We start from the raw sequence: 20796 nt of genomic DNA on the forward strand, positions 1-20796 counted from the left end.
GGGGCCGTCCACAGGGCTGACGACCCTGTCGGTACGGCGGTCTACGGTACGGGGATGGACGCGGACCAGGTCACCCTCAAGCGGCTCGCCGACGTGGCGCTCGCCGTCGTGGTCGGCGCGATCGTCGTGTCCGTGGCGGCCTTCGACAAGGACACCGCGCCGGTCGACTACGCGCTGATCGTGACCGGTTCGCTCGCGCTGGCCGCGTACCGGAAGGCGCCTCGCGCGGTGCTCGCCGTCACCACGGCCGCGCTCTCCGGCTATGTGCTGCACACAGAGCCCGGGCTGGTGGCCTCCCTCCCGGTGATGGCCGCGGTCCACACGGCGGCACAGGTGGGACGCCGGGGCGCGGCCGCGGCAGCGGGCGGGGTGTTCCTCGGGGCATGGCTCGCGACGGGAGTCACCTCCCAGGACACCGTCGAGCAGACCGCGTTGCTCGCCGGCTGGTTCCTGTGCGCCGTGATCACCGGTCTCGCGGGCCGCAACTGGCAGGCGTATCTGCGCCAGACCGAACAGCGCGCGCTGGAGGCCGAACGCACCCGCGAGGAGGCGGCGCTGCGCCGCGCGGGCGAGGAACGCCTGCGCATCGCCCGCGAGTTGCACGACTCCCTCACGCACAGCATTTCGATCGTCAAGCTCCAGGCGGGAGTCGCCGTCCACCTCGCGCGCAAGCGCGGCGAGGAGATACCCCCGGCCCTGCTCGCCATCCAGGAGGCGAGCGGCGAGGCCATGCGCGAACTGCGCGCCACCCTTGAGGTGTTGCGCACCGACGAGCCGACCGGCACCCCCGCCCTGCTCGTGGAGCGCGCCCGGGCCGCGGGCCTCGCCGTCGACCTGACCGTGACCGGCTACGAGCGCCCGCTGACGGCGACCGTGGACCGCGCCGCGTACCGCATCGTCCAGGAGGCCCTGACGAACGCCGCCAGGCATGCGGGACCCGCCAAGGTGGCCGTCCAACTGGAGTACGAAGAGCGCGAGTTGACGATCCGCGTCGACGACGACGGCACCGCCGAACCGTCCCGGCCGTGCGCCGAGGGCATCGGGATCACCGGTATGCGTGAACGCGTCACGGCCCTCGGCGGCACCCTGCACGCCGCCCCGCGCGCGGAGGGCGGCTTCTCGGTACGGGCCCGGGTGCCGCTGGACCTGCCGTGAGCGGCCTGATCAGGGTCGCGCTGGTCGACGACCAGGCCCTGATGCGCGCCGGGTTCCGGGCCCTCCTGGACGCCGAGGAGGGCATCGAGGTGGTCGGCGAGGCCGCCGACGGGGAACAGGGCCTGGCGCTGGTGCGCGCGCATGTCCCGGACATCGCCCTCCTCGACGTCCAGATGCCGGTGATGACGGGCATCGAGGCGACCCGCCACATCGCCGCGGACCCGGCACTGTCCGGCGTACGCGTGGTGATGCTGACCAACTACGGCCTGGACGAGTACGTCTTCGAGGCGCTGCGGGCCGGCGCCAGCGGGTTCCTGCTCAAGGACACCGAGCCCGCCGACCTGCTCCAGGCCATCGAGGTCGTCGCGCGCGGCGAGGCCCTGCTGTCGCCGTCCGTCACCCGCACGCTGATCGGCGAGTTCGTGGCCAGGCCCCCGGACCGGGCCAGCGCCCCCGGACTGGAGTGCCTCACCCGCCGCGAACGCGAGGTCACCGCGCTCGCCGCCCGCGGCCTCACCAACGAGGAGATCGCCGCCCACATGGTCATCAGCCCCTTCACCGTCAAGACCCACGTGAGCCGCGCGATGACCAAGCTCGCGGCCCGGGACCGCGCCCAACTGGTCGTGTTCGCCTACGAGTCGGGGCTCGTCGCGGCACGAGGGACGGCGGAGTGAGGGGTTCCGTCGGGGTCCCGTGTGATGATCGGCGTGTGATCGCGATACGCCCGAGACCGGTTCGCAGCGTCGCCCTCGCCTGTCTGCTGGTGCTGGGGGTGAGCGGCTGCGGGCTCTCCGCCGAGCTGGACCGGGAGAGCAACCCCGAACGCAGGCCCACCCCGACGCCGACACCGGCCGTGGACGTGCCGACCCGGGCGGCGAACCCACCTCAGTCCGGGATCCCCACGCACTCTCCGTCCGTACCCGTGCAGGAGGGGCAGGGGTGCCCGCCGTCCGGCCTGCGCTTCCGGGCCGACGAGGGCAACGCGGCCATGGGGCTGCGCGCCATGGGCCTCGACGTCATCAACTGCGGTGACCGCCCGTACAAGTTGAACGGCTACCCGGCCGTCACCGTCCTCGACGCCTCGGGCGACCCCTTCCCGGGTGTACGGACCGTCGAGGGCACGGACAAGGTGTCCATGGCACCGGAGGACCCCGGACCCCGGGCGCTGACCCTCGCCCCCGGTGAGAGCGCGCACGCGGCCCTGTACTGGCGGATGCACAACCAGGACGGTGTCTACCTCCGCGTCGCTCCGAAGAAGGGGGACGACACCGTGACCGTGCAGCCTCCGTATCCGCTCGACATCGGCCCCGAGAACATCCTGGGGACGACGGCCTGGCAGCCCTCGGTGTAGGGGCACAGCGGGCTGCATACGATCGCCGGACGCCGCCGCAGTGAGGAGTTTCCCCGTGTTCACGACCCGACCCACACTTCAGGGCACCTTCGGGATGGTGTCCTCCACGCACTGGCTCGCCTCGCAGTCGGCGATGGCCGTACTGGAGGACGGCGGCAACGCGTACGACGCCGCCGTCGCCGCCGGATTCGTGCTGCACGTCGTCGAGCCGCACCTCAACGGGCCCGCCGGCGAGGTGCCGATCATCCTCGCCCCGGCGGGCGGGGAGGTACGGGTGCTGTGCGGACAGGGCGTGGCACCGGCCGGGGCCACGATCGCCCACTACAGGGGACTGGGTTTGGATCTCGTACCCGGTACGGGACCCCTCGCGGCCGCGGTGCCCGGGGCCTTCGACGCGTGGATGCTGCTGCTGCGCGACCACGGCACGAAGTCCCTGGCGGACGTCCTGAAGTACGCCATCGGGTACGCGGAGCACGGCCACGCGCCCGTGGAGCGCGTCGGCGAGACCGTCGAGACGGTACGGGAGCTCTTCGAGACCGAGTGGACGTCCTCGGCCGATGTGTACCTGCCGGACGGGCGGCCCCCGCGGCCGGGCGAACTGTTCCGGAATCCGGCGCTGGCCGCGACGTGGAAGCGGCTGGTGGCGGAGGCCGCGCAGGAGGCCGGGGCCCGAAGGGAGGCCGATGCCGGTCAGGAGCCCGGGGTCGGTCACGAGGCCGGTGTCCGTCAGGAGCCCGGGGCGCGGGGCGGTGGCGAGCGGATCGCCGAGATCGAGGCGGCGCGGCGGATATGGCGCGAGGGCTTCATCGCCGAGGCCCTGATACGGCAGGCGTCCCGGCCCACGATGGACACCAGCGGTGAACGGCACTCCGGCACGCTGACGGCGGCCGACCTGGCCGGCTGGTCCGCGTCCTACGAGGCGCCGGCCACGTACGACTGGCGGGGCTGGACCCTGTGCAAGGCAGGCCCCTGGAGCCAGGGCCCGGTGCTCCTCCAGCAGCTGGCCCTGCTGCCGCCCGAGCTGCCGCAGTACGGCTCCGCCGAGTACGTGCACCTGCTGATCGAGGGCTGCAAGCTCGCGATGGCCGACCGGGAGGCGTGGTACGGGGACGCGGGCGAGGTCCCCCTGGAGGAGCTGCTGTCGGAGGAGTACAACGCCGGGCGGCGGGCGCTGGTCGGGGAGAAGGCCTCCCACGAGCTGCGGCCGGGCAGCCCGGGCGGGCAGGAACCACGGCTCAGCGGGCACGCGCGCGTGGTGGCCGCGGGGGAGGCCGGGTTCGACGCGCTGGGGGTGCCGGGGGCGGGTGAGCCGACGGTGGCACGGGCGGGGGGTGCGGCGGGCGCCGGGGAGCCGACGGTGGCTGGAGCGGGAGCGGGAGCTGGGCACGCGCGTGCGGGTGCAGGTGCGGCGGGTGTGGGCGTCGGCCGTGCGGGTGCGGGTGCGGCGGGCGTGGGCGCCGGCCAGGCGGGGGCGGGCCCGGGAGAGCCGACCGTCGCCGAGCCGTCGGCCTCGTCCGCGCCCGGGGAGCCCGACGTCTCCGCGGACGGGGCGACTCGGGGCGACACCTGCCACCTCGACATCGTCGACCGCTGGGGCAACATGGTCGCGGCCACGCCCAGCGGCGGCTGGCTGCAGTCCAACCCGGTCGTGCCCGAGCTGGGCTTCCCGCTCGGCACCCGGCTCCAGATGGCCTGGCTGGACGAGGGGCTGCCCAACTCCCTCACGCCGGGCCGCCGTCCCCGTACGACTCTCACGCCCTCGCTCGCGCTGCGGGACGGGGTGCCGGTCATGGCCTTCGGTACGCCCGGCGGCGACCAGCAGGACCAGTGGCAGCTGCACTTCTTCCTGGCCGTCGCCCTGCGAGCGGAGGTGCGCGGCGGCCTGGACCTCCAGGGCGCCATCGACGCCCCGAACTGGCACAACGACAGCTTCCCCGGCTCCTTCTACCCGCGCGGAATGCGCCCCGGCAGCGTCACCGTCGAGTCACGCACCGACCCGGAGGTGGTGGAGGAGCTGCGCCGACGCGGCCACGACGTCCAGGTCGGCGACGCCTGGTCCGAGGGCCGGCTGTGCGCGGTGGCGAGGGACCCGCGGACCGGCGTGCTGTCGGCGGCGGCGAATCCGCGGGGGATGCAGGGGTACGCGGTCGGACGCTGAGGCCGGCGCCGGCGTGGCTCATGCGGCGCTGATCTCGTAGCACTCGTTATTCATGGTGATTCCACCCGGGATACACCGGCCGGGTGTGGATTGTCAGTGGCGCGTGCTCTCATGGAGGCATGATCCAGGACATCGAAACCATCGACGAGTTTCTCGCGCACCGCACAGCCGACGTAGTAGAGGCCGTCCGCACGGCGGCCGCCACGGAGATCATGCCGCGCTTCCGGCAGCTCGCCGCGCACGAGATAGACGAGAAGACCGGCCCGCACGACCTGGTCACGGACGCCGACCGGAAGGCCGAGGAGTACCTCACCGAGGCGCTGGTCAAGCTCCTGCCCGGCTCGGTCGTCGTGGGCGAGGAGGCGGTCCACGCCAACCCCGCGACGTACGAGGCGATCAAGGACGAGGCACCGGTCTGGATAGTCGACCCGGTGGACGGCACCCGGCAGTTCGTCCACGGCGACCCGGGCTTCTGCACCCTGGTCGCGCTCGCCCACCGCGGAGTGGTGCTGGCGTCCTGGACGTACGCACCGGCCCGCGACCAACTTGCCGTCGCCGTCCGGGGCAGGGGCGCCCTCCTCGACGGCGAACCCCTGCGCGCCGGCTCGCCCGCCCCCGGCCGTGACCTCGAAGTGGCCACGTCCCACCCGGACTACACGACGGATGACCAGAAGCGCGCGCTCCTCGGCCTCTGGACGGAGGGCGTCAGCCCGCGCGCGTGCGGCTCGGCCGGACTCGAGTACCTCGCCGTCGCGCGGGGCGAGTTGGATGCCACGGCCTTCTCGTGGGAGGCCGCCTGGGACCACGCGGCGGGCCTCCTGCTCGTCGAGGAGTCGGGCGGCGCACACCTGACGCTCGCGGGGGAGCCCTTCCGCATAACCGGCGGCAACGCCCTCCCGTTCACCGCGGCACGGGACGCGGCCACGGCCCGCCGGGTCCTCGGACTGCTGTCGGGCGGCGCCTGAACCCATGCGGGGCCGGGACTGAGCGGGCCGGGGCTGAAGCGGGCCGGGCTGAATCGGGCCGGGGGCTGAATCGGGCCGGGGCTGAAGCGGGGCTGTAGGAGGTCCGGCATATCCTGATCCCCAGTGGCCATCGGCTGACAAAGGAGTCCGAAGGTGCCGTCGATGCTCGATGCCGTCGTGGTGGGTGCGGGGCCGAACGGACTGACGGCTGCCGTGGAGCTGGCCCGGCGCGGCTATTCCGTGGCCGTCTTCGAAGCACGCGACACGGTCGGGGGAGGCGCCCGCACCGAGGAGCTGACCCTGCCCGGCTTCCGGCACGACCCGTGCTCCGCCGCGCATCCCCTGGGCATCAACTCACCCGCGTTCCGCGCGATGCCACTCGCGAGGTACGGCCTGGAGTGGCTGCAGCCCGAACTGCCCATGGCGCACCCCTTCCTGGACGGCACGGCGGCCGTGCTGTCGCGTTCCGTGGCGGAGACGGCCGCCTCGTTCGGACCGCGTGACGCGGGCCCGTACCGCAGGCTCGTCGAGCCGTTCACCCACACCTGGGACACCCTGGCGCGGGATTTCATGTCCCTGCCGCTCACCGCGCTGCCGCGCGACCCGGTCACTCTCGCCCGGTTCGGTCTGGCCGGGCTGCCGCCCTCGACATGGCTGATGCGCCGGTTCCGCGACGACCGGGCCAGGGCCCTGTTCGCCGGACTGGTCGCGCACGTCATGGCCCCGCTGGGCGGATTCGCCACCGGCGCGGTCGGCCTCGTCTTCGCGCTGGCCGCCCACGCCCGGGGCTGGCCCGTCGCCCGCGGCGGCTCCCAGTCGATCTCCGACGCGCTGACCGCGTACCTCAAGGACCTCGGCGGCGCCGTCCACACCGACTACGAGGTCAAGCGTCTCGACGACCTGCCGCCCGCGCGCGCGTACATCTTCGACACCTCGCCGACCGCGCTAGCCCGTATCGCGGGCTTCGGGCGGTACTACGAGCGCTTCCGGTACGGGGCGGGCGTCTTCAAGGTCGACTACGCCCTCGACGGACCGGTGCCGTGGACCGCGAAGGAAGCACGCGCCGCCGGCACGGTGCAGGTCGGCGCGAGCAGCAAGGAGATCGGCACCGCTCTGCGCGCCGCCTCCCGGGAGGGCCGTGCTCCCGACGCGCCGTTTCTGATCACCGTGCAGCCGAGCGTTGTCGACCCGTCCAGGGCACCGGCCGGAAAGCATGTGTTCTGGGCGTACGGCCACGTGCCGAACGGCTGGACCGGGGACCTCACGGACGTGATGGAGCGCCAGCTGGAGCGGTTCGCGCCCGGTTTCCGGGACCGCGTCCTCGCCCGCGCCACGGCGGGCCCGCCGGAACTCGTCGCGCGCAACGCCAACTACGTGGGCGGTGACATCGCCTGCGGCGCGGCCTCCGGCCTCCAGCTGATGCTGCGCCCCAAGCTGTCCCTGTTCCCGTACAGCACCCCGCATCCGGCGGTGTTCATCTGCTCCTCGGCCACTCCGCCGGGCGCGGGCGTGCACGGCATGTCGGGGCACAACGCGGCCAAGGCCGTGTGGAGGAGACTGCGCCAGTCATGACCGCCATCGAGTTCGTCCAGGGCGACATCACCCGGCAGAGCGTGGACGCGATCGTCAACGCCGCGAACTCCTCCCTGCTGGGCGGCGGAGGCGTGGACGGCGCCATCCACCGGCGCGGCGGCCCCGAGATCCTCGCCGAGTGCCGCGCACTCCGCGCCTCCCACTACGGCAAGGGCCTGCGGACCGGCCAGGCCGTCGCCACCACGGCGGGCAGGCTGGACGCGCGCTGGGTGATCCACACGGTCGGCCCCGTCTACAGCCGGAGCGAGGACCGCTCGGAGCTGCTGGCCTCCTGCTACCGGGAGTCGCTGCGGGTCGCCGACGAACTGGGCGCGCGGACCGTCGCGTTCCCGGCCGTCTCCGCCGGTATCTACGGATGGCCGATGGACGACGCCGCCCGCATCGCGGTCGGGACGGTACGGGACACCGAGACGGCGGTCACCGAGGCCAGGTTCGTCCTCTTCGACGAGCGGGCGTACGAGGCGTTCGCGGCGCAAGCTCGCTGACCGGCGGACCCGCCGACCCACCAGCCCTCACGATCACACAAAGTCCGACAGGATTATTGCTCCGATTGTGTTGGGGTCTTAGGGTTTTCTGTGGCTCAGTAGGTGTCTTTGTCCTCAGCGGTCGCATTCTGTCCTGACATCAACTCCGTCTGTCAGTCGCTTCGACCAGCTCGACAGAGCTGACGCTCCCTCAGTTCGCGCACCCCACTGTCGTACCGAGGAAGGCCACAGTCATGCCGCACCCGCCCGCGCAGATGCCTCCCGTCAGCCGCCGTCGACTGATCGAGGGAGGGGCCGCCGTCCTCGGTGTGCTCGCCCTGCCCTCGTCGGCCGCCCCGACGCACGCGGCCGAAAAGCCCGGGGCCGCAGCCGGCACACCCGAGTGGAACGGCGCCATCGACGTCTTCCGGGTGGGGACCGAGCCGCCCCACACCACACTCACCCCGTACGCGGACGTCGGACAGGCGCTGGCCGGTGACCGCACGCGCTCGCCGTACCGGATGAGTCTCGACGGGAGGTGGAGGTTCGCCTACGCCGACCGCCCCGACGACCGGGACACCGACTTCCACCGCACGGACGTCGACGACAGCTCCTGGGACACCATCCCGGTCCCCTCCGTCTGGCAGATGCAGGGCTACGACCGCCCGATCTTCGTCAACATCACCTACCCCTGGTGGGGCCCCAACGGCCTCGGCGAGGAGGCGCAGCCGCCCGCCGCGCCGACCCGCTTCAACCCGGTCGGCCAGTACCGCCGTACCTTCACGGTCCCCCGCGGCTGGGCAGGGCGGCGGACCTTCCTGCACTTCGAGGGTGTCAAGTCCGCCCACTACGTATGGATCAACGGCGAACTCGTGGGCTACCACGAGGACTCGTACACCCCCGCCGAGTACGACATCACGGACCACCTCAAGCCCGGCGCCAACCAGATCGCGGTCGAGGTCTACCGCTTCTCCGACGGTGACTGGATGGAGGACCAGGACATGATCCGGCTGAGCGGAATCTTCCGCTCGGTCCACCTGTACTCCACCCCGGGCGTGCACCTGCGCGACTTCAAGCTGGACACCCCGCTGAGCGACGACTACAAGGCCGCCCGGCTGTCGGTCACCGCGAGCGTGCGCGACTACGGCGGCAAGGGCGCCGGACGCCACACCGTCGAGACCCAGTTGTACGACGCGGCCGGGCACCCGGTGTGGTCCCGCCCACTGCAACAACAGGCCGACGTGCGGCATCCGGGCCAGGACGTCACCGTCCAGGCCGCCAAGGACGTACCCGCGCCGAAGCTCTGGTCGGCGGAGCACCCGTACCTCTACACCGCGGTACTGCGGCTGCGCGACCCGGCCGGAAAGGTGATCGAGACGCTCTCCCACCGGGTCGGCCTGCGTGAGTTCGCCCTCAAGGACGGGCTGATGCGCATCAACGGCAAGCCCGTCTCCCTGCGCGGCACGAACCGGCACGAGATGCATCCCGCCCGCGGTACCGCGATCACCCGCGCGGACATGATCGAGGACATCACGATCATCAAGCGGCTCAACATGAACACGGTCCGCACCTCGCACTACCCCAACAACCCCGCGTGGTACGAACTCGCCGACGAGTACGGCCTGTATCTCGTCGACGAGACCAACCTGGAGACCCACGGCATCAGCGGCGAGTACCCGGGCGACCACGCCGACTGGACCGTGGCCTGCGTGGCCCGCGCCCAGAACATGGTGCACCGCGACAAGAACCACGCCTCGGTCGTCATCTGGTCGCTCGGCAACGAAGCGGGCCGCGGCAGCACGTTCGTCGCCATGCGCGACTGGATCAAGTCGTACGACACCACCCGCGTCGTCCAGTACGAGGGCGACGACCGCCCGGCGGTCAGCGACATCCGGTCGGAGATGTACGACAGTCCCGCACGCGTCGAGCAGCGGGCGAAGGACACCGCCGACACCCGGCCCTACGTCATGATCGAGTACGCCCACTCGATGGGGAACTCGACCGGCAACTTCAAGCAGTACTGGGACATCGTCCGCCGTCACGACGTCCTCCAGGGCGGCTGGATCTGGGACTTCGTCGACCAGTCCCTGACCTGGCCCACACCCACGCGCACGCTCTTCACCGACTCCGGGCCCGGCAGGATCCGCGGTGAGATCCTCGTCGGCGCCGGCACCTTCGACCGGAAGAAGGGTGTCTCCGGCGGCACCGTCTTCGCCCGCGACACCCGCCTCGACATCACCGGCTCGCTGACACTGGAGGCGTGGGTCACCCCGCACTTCACCGGCTACCACCAGCCGATCCTCGCAAAGGGCGACACGCAGTACGCCCTCAAACAGTCGAACAGGACACTGGAGTTCTTCATCTACGGCAGCGGCCAGTGGATCACCGCGAGCTGGGCCCTGCCGGACGGCTGGACCGGCACCGAGCACCACATCGCGGGCGTCTTCGACGCGGACGCCGGCACGCTGACCCTCCATGTCGACGGCGCGGTGAAGGGCACGAGGACCACCACCCTGCGGCCGGGCAGCAACACGGCACCCCTAGCGCTCGCCACCGATATCGACAACCCGGTCCGTGAGTTCAGCGGGACCATCCGGCGGGCCCGCGTGTACGGCCGTGCCCTGAGCGCCGCCGAACTGAACGACGACAGCCGCGGTCCCGGCGACGACGGCGTGCGGTTCTGGTTCGACTCCGCCACCGTGGAGGTCGCCAAGAAGCGGCCCGCCGAGCGGACGTTCTTCCCGTACGGCGGGGACTGGGGCGACAACCCCAACGACGGCAACTCGACCTCGGACGGCCTCGTCACCCCCGACCGCCGCCTCACCGGCAAGACGGCCGAGGTCAAGCAGATCTACCAGGCCATCAACGCCGCCCCCGCCGCAGGGGGCACGCTGGCTCCCGGGGCGTCCGTCACTCTCACCAACGAGAACCTCTTCACCAACCTCCGTGAATTCGACGGGAGTTGGTCCCTCGTCGCCGACGGCGAGGTCGTACGGCGCGGCAGACTGAGCCGCGCCCAGCTGGACGTCCCGCCGCTCAGCAGCAAGGACATCACCGTGCCCTTCAGGCTGCCGGCCGATCCGGCGCCCGGCGCGGAGTACTTCCTGCAACTGTCCTTCACCACCAAGGAACGCACGAAGTGGGCGAAGGCCGGCTTCGAGGTGGCCAAGCAACAACTCCCGGTCGACGCCGACAGCCCGGCCGTACGGCTGGTCCCGCTGGAACGCGTGCCCGCGCTGAGCCACCAGGACGGCGAACGGTCCGTCACGGTCAAGGGCAAGGGCTTCTCCGTCACCGTCGACAAGCGCACGGGCGTCATCACGTCGTACGAGGCCCGCGGCACCCGGCTGATCACCTCCGGGCCCGCGCCGAACTTCTGGCGGGCACCGACCGACAACGACAGGGGCAACGGCCAGCACGTCCGCAACCAGACCTGGCGCGATGCCGGGACCCTGCGCAAGGTGACGGACGTGAGCGTGCGGGCCCTACGCGACCGAGCCGTCGTGATCAAGGTCGCGGGGACCCTGCCAACGACCACGGCATCGACGTACACCACCACCTATACGGTCTTCGGCAACGGCGAGATCAAGGTCGACAACACCCTGCACCCGGGGGCGGCGAACCTGCCCTACATCCCGGAGGTCGGCACCCTGCTGTTCCTGCCGGGCCGGCTGTCGCGTCTGCACTACTACGGCCGTGGCCCCGAGGAGAACCACTGGGACCGCCACGATGCCACCGACGTGGGGCTGTACTCCGGGACCGTCTCCGGGCAGTGGACCTCCTACAGCCGCCCGCAGGAGACCGGCAACAAGACCGACGTCCGCTGGGCCGCCCTGACCGACCGCGACGGCACCGGGCTGCTCGTCTCCGGCGAACCGCTCCTTGAGGTCAACGCCTCGCACTTCACCCCGGAGGACCTGTCGGTCGGCAGGCGCCACGACTACCAGCTGACTCCGCGGGAGGAGGTCGTACTCCGCCTGAACCACCGGCAGATGGGGGTGGGCGGCGACAACAGCTGGGGCGCGCACACGCACGACGAGTACAAGCTCTTCGCGAACCGGGACTACTCCTACACCTACCGGCTGCGTCCGCTCACCGACGTCGACGCGGCGACGGCGGCCTCGCGGCGGCCCACGGCGGGGGAGTTCTCCGGGTAGTACGGCGGGGGAGTTCGTCGAGGAAGTTCTCCGAGGAGCAGCGACACGCCCGCCGTTCGGTCTCCGATTCTTTCGATCTTGTGATTGGTGAGACGTAGGCTCGCCTCAGCAGGGGAGAACGGCTCGGGGACCGTACGGGGTGGGGCATGGTGCACGACGACGAACTGATCCGGCCGTTGCCGGAGTTGCTGAAGCGGCATGCGGACAGGGCGGGTGACCGGGTCGCGTTCTCGGACTCCGCGCGTGGTGTGACGTACGGGGAACTGGAGCGGCGCACTGGGAAGTTGGCAGGTCATCTTGCGGGGGCGGGGCTCCGCCGGGGTGACCGGGTCGCGGTTCTGCTGGGCAACTGCGTCGAGCTGGTGGAGAGTTGCCTCGCCGTGACGCGGGCGAGCGGGGTCGGCGTCCTGCTGAACCCCCGCTCCTCCGACGCGGAACTCGCGCACCTGCTGGCGGACAGCGGAGCCTCGGTGATCGTCACTGATCGGGCGCATCTTGGTCAACTGGCCCGACTACAAGCGGAGTTCGGCCGTCTGCGGGTGCTGATCACCGGGGCGGGGGCGGTGCCCGCGGAGGCCCCGGACGGGACCGTACTCCTCGATACGGCGGTTGCGGACGAGGGCGCCGGACCGGCGCGGGACGATCTCGGGCTCGACGAACCGGCGTGGCTGCTCTACACCTCCGGAACCACCCATCGCCCCAAGGGAGTTGTGTCCACGCAGCGCACCGCGCTCTGGTCGGTGCAGGCCTGCTACGCGCCGATCTTCGGGCTCTCGCCCGGGGACCGGCTGCTGTGGCCGCTCCCGCTGTTCCACAGCTTCGGGCACTCGCTCGCCGTGCTGGGCGTCGTCGCCACCGGCGCGAGTGCGCACATCACGGGGGAACTCCTGCCGCCTGGCGGTCTGTTGGGCGTACTCGACGAGGCGCACGAGGGGTCCTCCGAGAGGTCCGAGGCGCGCCAGGGGGCTGAAGGGCCGTTCACGTTGATGGCCGGTGTACCCGCGACCTACCACCGGCTGGTGTCGGCGGCCGGGGAGACCGACAGGCGTCCGCGCACCGGGCTGCGGCACTGCGTCGTCGCGGGCGCGCCGACTCCGCCGTCGCTCGCCCGGGCCGTCGAGGAGGTGCTCGGGGCACGCCTGTTGGACGCCTACGGCAGCACCGAGACATGCGGGATGATCGCCGTGAACCGGCCTGACGGGCCCAGGGTCGACGGCTCGTGCGGGCTTCCGGCGCCCGGCATGGACGTACGGCTCGTCGATCCCCGCTCCGGGCGGGACGTCGCGGACGGCGACGAGGGCGAGGTATGGGTGCGCGGACCCGGGCTCATGGCCGGCTACCACAACCAGCCCGAGGCGACCGCGGCCGCGCTCAAGGACGGCTGGTACCGCACCGGGGACCTGGCCCGCCGGGTCGAGCACGGCCATCTCGTCCTCACGGGACGGGTCAGCGAACTGATCATCACCGGCGGCGAGAACATCCACCCCACCGAGATCGAACAGGCCCTGCTGAGCTGCCCCGGAGTGGCCGACGCCGTCGTCGTGGGCGCCCCGCACGACATCCTCGGCGAGGTCCCGGTGGCCTTCGTCGTGCCCGGTCCCGGTGGGCTCGACCCGCAGCGCGTGCTGAGGACGTGCCGCACCCTGCTGTCCGACCACAAGGTGCCCGCGGAGATCCACGAGATCGCCGCCGTGCCGCGTACGGCGTCCGGCAAGATCGCGCGCCGCGCGGTCGTACCGGGTCTGGCGCGGCCCGCACCCGACCTCCGTTTCCAGCCGGATACACCCGGAGTATCTGAAGTACCGGAAATACCTGAAGTACCGGAAGTACCTGAAAAGTCAGGTGTGTTGAGTGTCTCGGCACTGCGTGAGCGGCTGGCCCCCCTCTCCGCGGAGGAACGCGAGCGCGTGCTGCGCGAGACCGTGCTCTCCGTGACGGCGGAGGTCCGCGGCGAGCAGCCGTACGAACGGCGGGACGCGGAGCGCCCCTTCGTCGAACTGGGGCTCACTTCCCTGGGCGCCGTCACGTTGATCGAGGGGCTGGGCGCGGCGACCGGGCTGCGGCTGCCGACCACGCTCGTCTACGACCACCCGACACCCGCCGAGGTGGCGCGCCATCTGCGGACCGCCCTCTTCAGCCCGGAGACAGCGGATGCCGAGAGCCCCGCGGCCGGCCCGGACGAGGCCGACGACCCGGTGGTCGTCGTCGCCATGGGCTGCCGCTACCCCGGTGACGTCCAGTCGCCGGAGGACCTGTGGCGGCTCGTCTCCGAAGGCAGGGACGCCGTCTCGGACTTCCCTGCCGACCGTGGCTGGGACCTGGCCGCCCTGTACGACCCCGATCCGGACCGCCTCGGCACGTCGTACGCGCGCAGCGGCGGATTCCTGCACCGGGCCGCCGAGTTCGACGCGGGCCTGTTCGGGATCTCGCCGCGCGAGGCGCTGGCCATGGACCCGCAGCAGCGACTGCTCCTCGAGACCTCCTGGGAGGTCTGGGAGCGCGCCGGAATCGACCCGGCATCCCTGCGCGACAGCGACACCGGTGTGTTCGTCGGTGTGATGTACGCCGACTACGCAGACCGATTCGGCACCGAGCCCCACGAGTTGGAGGCGCACCTGGGCCTGGGCTCGGCCGGCAGCGTCGCCTCCGGGCGGATCGCCTACACGTACGGGCTGCGCGGCCCGGCGATCACCCTCGACACCGCGTGCTCGGCCTCCTTGGTGTCGCTGCACTGGGCGGCGCGTGCGCTGCGCTCCGGCGAGTGCTCGATGGCTCTGGCCGGCGGGGTCACGGTGATGGCGACACCGAGGTCGTTCACCATGTTCAGCCGACAGCGCGGGCTGTCGCCCGACGGCCGCTGCAAGTCGTTCTCCTCGTCGGCGGACGGCACCGGCTGGGGCGAGGGCGTCGGGCTCGTCCTGCTGGAGCGGCTGTCCGACGCGAGGCGCCACGGACATCCGGTGCTGGCCGTGCTGCGGGGTTCCGCCGTCAACTCCGACGGGGCCTCCAACGGGCTCACCGCGCCCAACGGCCAGGCGCAGCGGCAGCTCATCGCCCGCGCGCTCGCCGACGCCGGGCTCCGCGGGAGCGACGTCGACGCGGTGGAAGGGCACGGCACTGGCACGAAGCTCGGCGATCCGATCGAGGCGAGTGCGCTGCTGGCCACGTACGGACAGGAGCGTGCCCCGGAGCGGCCGCCGCTCTGGCTGGGCTCGGTCAAGTCCAACCTCGGGCACACCCAGGCGGCCGCCGGGGTCGCCGGAGTCATCAAGATGGTGCAGGCCATGCGGCACGCGGAGCTGCCCGCGACCCTGCACGCGGAGACGCCGTCCCCGCACGTCGACTGGTCCTCGGGCCGGGTGGAGCTGTTGACCACTGCCCGGTCCTGGCCGTCGTCGCCCGACCGGCCGCGCCGGGCGGGCGTGTCGGCGTTCGGGATCGGCGGGACCAACGCCCACGTGATCCTGGAAGAGGCGCCGGCGGTTCGGGAAGGGGCGTCGGCGGTTCGGGAGGAATCGCTCGCACCGGCCACGGGTCGACGACAGCCCGCTCGAACGGCCGAGCATGCTGAGACGGCCGACATGGCGGACACGGCCGGCATGATCGGCATGGCGGACGCGGCCGCCGCGGCCGCCGTGGGGGACACGGCCGATACGACGTCACCGCCCCGGCTGCCCTGGCTGCTCTCCGGAGCCGACGAGCACGCCCTGCGCGGCCAAGCACAGCGGCTGGCCGACGAGTTGACCGCCAGACCCGCCGCGCTCACCCCCGCGCTCACCCCCGCGGACTCGGCCGACATCGCCCTCTCGCTCGCCGTGTCGAGGTCGGCGCTGACGCATCGCGCAGCCATCACCCCGGGAGGCGAAGGGGAGTTGGCGGGACTCCGGGCCCTTGCGGAGGGCGAGCGCACCCCCGGAACCGTCCAGGGTGTCGCCGACCCCGGCATCCGCACGGCATTCCTGTTCACCGGGCAGGGTGCCCAACGCATCGGCATGGGAAGGGAGTTGGCCGAGACCTACCCCGCGTTCGCGACCGCCTTCGACGAGGTGTGCAAGGCGCTCGACGGACAGCTCGAACGCCCGCTGCGCACAGTGGTGTTCGCGCAGGACGATTCAGCGGACGCCTCGCTGCTCGACCGTACGGACTTCACGCAGGCCGCCCTGTTCGCCTTCGAGGTGGCGCTGTTCCGGCTGCTGGAATCCTGGGGCGTACGGCCCGACTTCCTGGTGGGACACTCCGTCGGGGAACTGGCCGCGGCGCATGTCGCCGGGGTGCTGGACCTGCCCGACGCCGCCGCCCTCGTCGGGGCCCGTGGCCGCCTGATGCAGGCGCTGCCGGACGGCGGGGCGATGGTCGCGCTGTACGCGGCAGAGGACGAGGTCGTCCCCGTACTGACCGACCTCGGTCTCACCGACCGGGTCGCGATCGCCTCCGTGAACGGGCCGCGATCCGTGGTGATATCCGGTGTACGTGATGCCGTGCTGGTTGTTGCGGACACGTTCGCGGAGCGTGGGTGCAGGACCGTACGGCTGCGGGTGAGTCACGCCTTCCACTCGCCGCTGGTGGAGCCGATGCTCGACGAATTCCGGCGTGTGGCCGAGGAGTTGACGTATCGGTCCCCGCGGATTCCGGTGGTCTCCACCGTCTCGGGGCGCCCGGCCGACGCCGAGGCCGGGGAGCTCTGCTCGGCGGAGTACTGGGTACGGCATGCCCGTCTGCCCGTGCGGTTCGCGGACGCCGTGCGGTGGCTCGGCGAGAACGAGGACGTCGGGGCGTTTCTGGAGGTCGGTCCCGGGCCCGTGCTCACGGGGGCGGCCGAGGGAGTGTTGTCGAGTCCGGGTATCGGCAGTGGTCGCCGTTCCGAATTCGCCGCTGCTGTTGGGCAGTTGCCGGGTGGGTCCGGCTTGCGGGAACCCGAGTCGCTGTTGTCGGCCGTGGCCCGGCTGCATGTGCGCGGAGCGGGCGTCGACTGGGCCGCGGTGTTCGCCGGTTCGGGGGCGCGGCGGGTGGATCTGCCGACGTACGCCTTCCAGCGCCGGAGGTACTGGCTGGACGCTCCCGGTGCCGGTGCCGGTGCCGGTGCCGGTGCCGGTGCGGGTGCGGGTGCGGGTGTTGGAGCCAGGTCCGACGCGCAGGGGCATCCGCTGCTCGGCCCGGCGTTCACGGTGCCGGACACGGACCGGACGGTGCTGTCCGGGCGGCTCTCGACGGTCGCGCAGCCCTGGCTCGGCGACCACGTGATCGCCGGGAGCGTCCTCGTCCCCGCGACGGCCTTCGTGGAGATGGCCGTCCGCGCCGGCGACGAGGTCGGCTGCGCCCGCCTGGACGAACTCGTGGTCGTGGCGCCGCTCGTGCTGCCCGACAGTGCGGGGGTACAGGTCCAGGTGGTGGTCGGTCCGGTGGACGACTCCGGGCGGCGATCGGTGGACGTCTACTCGCGACGGGACGAGCCGGAGGAGCCGGGTGAGCCGGATGAGCCGGAGGGCGCCAAGGAGGGCTGGACCCGGCATGTCACAGGGGCGCTGAGCGGGGCACCCTCGGCGACGGCGGACCCGTCGGAGAGCGACCTGAAGGTGTGGCCTCCTGAAGGTGCCGTACCGGTACAACTGGCCGACGCGTACGAGACGTTGGCGGACGGTGACCTCGGCTACGGGCCCGCCTTCCAGGGCGTCCGTGCCGTGTGGCGGCGGGGAGCGGAACTCTTCGCGGAGGTCCGGCTGCCCGAGGGACAGGCCCTGGACGCCGCCCGCTTCGGCATCCATCCGGCTCTGCTGGACGCGGCGGTGCACAGCATGCTGCTCGCCGGGCCCGGCTCAGCGGCTGGGTTCGGCTCCGAGCCCGGCTCGGGTGCCGGTCCTGGCTCCGGCACGGGTTCCAGTCCCGGTTTCGGCTCCGGTTTCGGCTCGGGTTCCGTGCGGCTGCCGTTCGCGTGGAGTGGTGTGCAGTTGTACGCGGACGGGGCGTCCGAGGTCCGGGTGCGGCTGACGCCGACGGGAACGGGGGCGGTCACGGTGACACTCGCCGACACGGCGGGGCGGCCGGTGGCCGGAGTCGAGTCGCTGGTCACCCGAGAACTGCCCGGCGGCCAACTGGATTCGGCGGACGACGTGGTGCGACGGGCGTTGCTGCGCCCCGGCTGGACTCCGGTCGCCGTTCCCCGTGCCCCGGTTGTCAACCGGCCTGCCGACTCCGGAAGCGGGACCTGGACGTTGCTGGGTCCGGACGAGCTGGGCCTCGGCGCGTACCTTCCGCCGTCGGGCAACACGGACATCCCGCCGGCCGGCAAGCCTTCCGTGCCCGACATCGCGGTGCTCACGGCCCTCACCCCCGCCGGGGCCCCCGATCCAGTCTCCGCGACACACCAACTGACCGGCAGGGTCCTGGAAGCACTGCGGACCTGGCAGGCCGATCCACGGGCGGCGGGTTCACGGCTGCTCGTCGTCACCCGGGACGCCTCCGCGCCGGTCCCGGACCTGGCCGGAGCCGCGGTATGGGGCCTGGTGCGCACAGCCCAGTCGGAGATGCCGGGCCGTGTCGTCCTGGTCGACGTGGACGGACGGCCGGAGTCCCTGCGGATGCTGCCCGCGGCGGTGGCCACAGGCGAACCTCAACTATCCATCCGAGCAGGGCAGTTGACGGCACCACGGCTTGTCGCGGCCTCGGCCGCCGGGCCGCTCGAAACCGGAGGCTTCGGACCGCACGGCACCGTGCTGATCACCGGCGGCACGGGCGCGCTCGGTGCGGAACTGGCCCGGCATCTGGTCACCGATCACGGCGTACGCCACCTGCTCCTCACCGGGCGACGCGGCCCGCAGGCACCGGGCGCGGCCGAACTGCGTACGGAATTGGAGAAGTTGGGCGCCGAGGTGCGCGTGGTCGCATGCGACGCGGCCGACCGTTCCGCCCTGGCCGAGGTGATCGGGCTCTGCGAGCCTCCGTTGAGTGCCGTGGTCCACGCGGCGGGGGTGCTCGACGACGGCGTACTCGACTCGCTCACGCCGGAGCGGATGGCGGCGGTGCTGCGGCCCAAGGCGGACGCGGCATGGCACCTTCATGAGCTGACCCGTGATCTGGACCTGTCGGCGTTCGTGCTGTTCTCCTCGGCTTCGGGGCTGCTCGGTCGCCCCGGCCAGGGCAACTACGCGGCGGCGAACTCCTTCCTGGACGCCCTCGCCCACCACCGCGTCTCGCTGGGGCTGCCTGCCGTCTCCCTCGCGTGGGGGCTGTGGGGCCACGACGGCGGCATGGCGGCCGGACTCCGCGAGGCGACGGGCCGGGACCTGGTCCGGGCGCTCTCCCCGGAACAGGGCATGGCGCTGTTCGACGCGGCGCTGCGCACCGATGAACCCGTGCTCGCACCCGTCCTGCTGGACCAGGCCGCACTCCGGGCCGCTCTCCGGGCCGCCGACGGGCTCGTACCACCGCTGCTGCGGGGGCTCGTACGCACGGGACGACCGGCGGCCGCCTCCGCCGACACCCCCGGCTCCGGAACCGGCGCCGGCGCGCGGGTCGCGGCGGAGCAGGGAGCATGGCGCGAGCGCTTGGCGGGGCTGCCCGACGGGGAACGGGAGGGCGCGCTCGCGGAGCGGGTGCGCGACGCGGTCGCCGTGGTCCTCGGATACCCCGACGGCGACGCGCTGCCGGCCGGCAAGCCCCTTGCCGACCTCGGCTTCGACTCCCTGATGGCGGTCCAGTTCCGCAACGCCCTGAGCACGGCCACGGGGCTCTGGCTCCCCGCCACGGTGGTGTTCGACCACCCCACGGCGGACGCGCTCGCCCGGCACCTGCTCGACTTGATCAGCGGCGAAACGCCCGAAACGCCCGAAGCACAGCCGCAGCCGCAGCCGCAGCCGCAGCCGCAGGGGCAGACGCAGGCGCAGACGCAGACGCAGATGCAGGGCCGGCAGTCAGATCCGGAGCCGGGACACAGGCCGTCGGATCAGAGGCCGGACCACGCCCCGGATCCGAAGAGCCAGGCGGGCCCCGCATCTGCACCCACACCCACACCCACACCCACACCCGCCCGCCCCGAACCCACGACCCGCCCCTCCCAGACCCTCGCCACCCTCTACCGCACGCTCTGCGCGAAGGGCGAGGTGACCGCGGGCATGCACATGCTGGTCTCGGCGTCCCGCGCTCTGCCGACGTTCGGCGCGGACGAGAGCCGCGCGCACGCCCTGCCACCCCTCCGCCGGGCCGAGGGCTCCGCCCGTCCCGTACTCGTCTTCCTTGCCGGGTACCATCCGCCCTTCGCCGTACCGGGCGGGGAGTTCGCCGACTTCCATCGCTGCTTCGACGGCGAACGGGACGTACTGGAACTCCCGCACCCGGGCCTCGGCGCGGGTGCCGCCGTGCCCGCCGACCGGGAGGCGCTGGCGCGCACCCACGCCGAGACGGTGCTTCGGCACGTCGGCGACCGGCCCTTCGTGCTGGTCGGCGCGTCCACGGCCGGTGCCGCCGCCCACGCCGTGACCCGGCGGCTCGAAGGGCTCGGGACACCTCCCGCGGGCCAGATCCTGCTCGACACGTACCTCATCGACGAAGGCAACAGCAGCAAGGACTGGCTGCTCGCCCTGCCCGCCGCCGTTGCACCCCGCCTGTACGAGGACACCGGCGTCGCCGCCATGGGGGCGTACACGCGGATCTTCATGGACTACGACCCGGAACCGGTCGCGACGCCGACCCTCCTGGTACGCGCCACGCACCCCACGCCGGAGATGGCGGCGGGACCGGACGCGGACCGCTGGCGGACCTCGTGGCCGCTGCCGCACGAGCACGTGGACGTCCCGGGCGACCATCTGACCCTCCTCCGGGAAGATGCCCGTACGACGGCGACCGCGGTCCGCACCTGGATCGGCGCCCTCGGCACCCTCGGCGGGGCGGCGGGAGGCGCCCTCGGGTAGCGGAGGAAGGCACCCTCAGGTAGATGTCGGATTCTCGCCAGCCAGTGCCA

General features: G+C 72.4%; 9 protein-coding genes. All 9 read left to right on the forward strand.

The features are described 5' to 3' along the window. Positions 1–54: 54 nt before the first annotated feature. The 9 genes from ACFWXQ_RS45030 to ACFWXQ_RS45070 all read left to right on the forward strand — a co-directional run bounded on the left by ACFWXQ_RS45030 (position 55) and on the right by ACFWXQ_RS45070 (position 20746). Positions 55–1155, forward strand: coding sequence for a sensor histidine kinase (locus tag ACFWXQ_RS45030; protein WP_383942743.1), 1101 nt, complete (start codon positions 55–57; stop codon positions 1153–1155). Between the two features lie 5 nt (positions 1156–1160). Continuing rightward, the gene (locus ACFWXQ_RS45035) at positions 1161–1829 is read left to right on the forward strand and encodes a response regulator (protein ID WP_383942782.1); all 669 of its coding nucleotides are present in this window, start codon (positions 1161–1163) and stop codon (positions 1827–1829) included. A gap of 35 nt (positions 1830–1864) precedes the next feature. Then, on the forward strand, positions 1865–2506 hold the full coding sequence (locus ACFWXQ_RS45040) for a DUF4232 domain-containing protein (RefSeq protein ID WP_383942746.1): 642 nt from the start codon (positions 1865–1867) through the stop codon (positions 2504–2506). A gap of 55 nt (positions 2507–2561) precedes the next feature. Beyond that, positions 2562–4664: a gamma-glutamyltransferase family protein gene (locus ACFWXQ_RS45045; RefSeq protein ID WP_383942749.1), complete on the forward strand. Its 2103-nt coding sequence runs from the start codon at positions 2562–2564 to the stop codon at positions 4662–4664. Between the two features lie 119 nt (positions 4665–4783). Further along, positions 4784–5629 (forward strand): inositol monophosphatase family protein, encoded by an 846-nt coding sequence (locus ACFWXQ_RS45050; RefSeq protein ID WP_383942752.1) that lies wholly within the window; start codon positions 4784–4786, stop codon positions 5627–5629. A gap of 162 nt (positions 5630–5791) precedes the next feature. Next, complete coding sequence (locus ACFWXQ_RS45055; protein ID WP_383942784.1) at positions 5792–7201, forward strand: phytoene desaturase family protein; 1410 nt, start codon at positions 5792–5794, stop codon at positions 7199–7201. Then, entirely contained in the window at positions 7198–7707 is a 510-nt protein-coding gene (locus ACFWXQ_RS45060; RefSeq protein ID WP_383942755.1) for an O-acetyl-ADP-ribose deacetylase, read from the forward strand. Before ACFWXQ_RS45055 ends, ACFWXQ_RS45060 begins: the two co-directional genes overlap by 4 nt. Positions 7708–7940: 233 nt before the next feature. Further along, positions 7941–11843 (forward strand): glycoside hydrolase family 2 TIM barrel-domain containing protein, encoded by a 3903-nt coding sequence (locus ACFWXQ_RS45065; RefSeq protein WP_383942758.1) that lies wholly within the window; start codon positions 7941–7943, stop codon positions 11841–11843. 146 nt (positions 11844–11989) lie between these two features. After that, complete coding sequence (locus ACFWXQ_RS45070) at positions 11990–20746, forward strand: type I polyketide synthase (RefSeq protein ID WP_383942761.1); 8757 nt, start codon at positions 11990–11992, stop codon at positions 20744–20746. The last annotated feature ends 50 nt before the right edge of the window (positions 20747–20796 follow it).

Origin of the sequence: Streptomyces sp. NPDC058697, assembly GCF_042715345.1 — a bacterium.
GTDB lineage: Bacteria > Actinomycetota > Actinomycetes > Streptomycetales > Streptomycetaceae > Streptomyces > Streptomyces liliifuscus.

What these genes read in the sequence shown, in the direction of transcription:
- ACFWXQ_RS45030 (WP_383942743.1), top strand. Translation starts at nt 55, where the DNA reads ATGGACGCGGACCAGGTCACCCTCAAGCGGCTCGCCGACGTGGCGCTC.
- ACFWXQ_RS45050 (WP_383942752.1), top strand. Translation starts at nt 4,784, where the DNA reads ATGATCCAGGACATCGAAACCATCGACGAGTTTCTCGCGCACCGCACA.
- ACFWXQ_RS45055 (WP_383942784.1), top strand. Translation starts at nt 5,792, where the DNA reads ATGCTCGATGCCGTCGTGGTGGGTGCGGGGCCGAACGGACTGACGGCT.
- ACFWXQ_RS45060 (WP_383942755.1), top strand. Translation starts at nt 7,198, where the DNA reads ATGACCGCCATCGAGTTCGTCCAGGGCGACATCACCCGGCAGAGCGTG.
- ACFWXQ_RS45065 (WP_383942758.1), top strand. Translation starts at nt 7,941, where the DNA reads ATGCCGCACCCGCCCGCGCAGATGCCTCCCGTCAGCCGCCGTCGACTG.
- ACFWXQ_RS45070 (WP_383942761.1), top strand. Translation starts at nt 11,990, where the DNA reads ATGGTGCACGACGACGAACTGATCCGGCCGTTGCCGGAGTTGCTGAAG.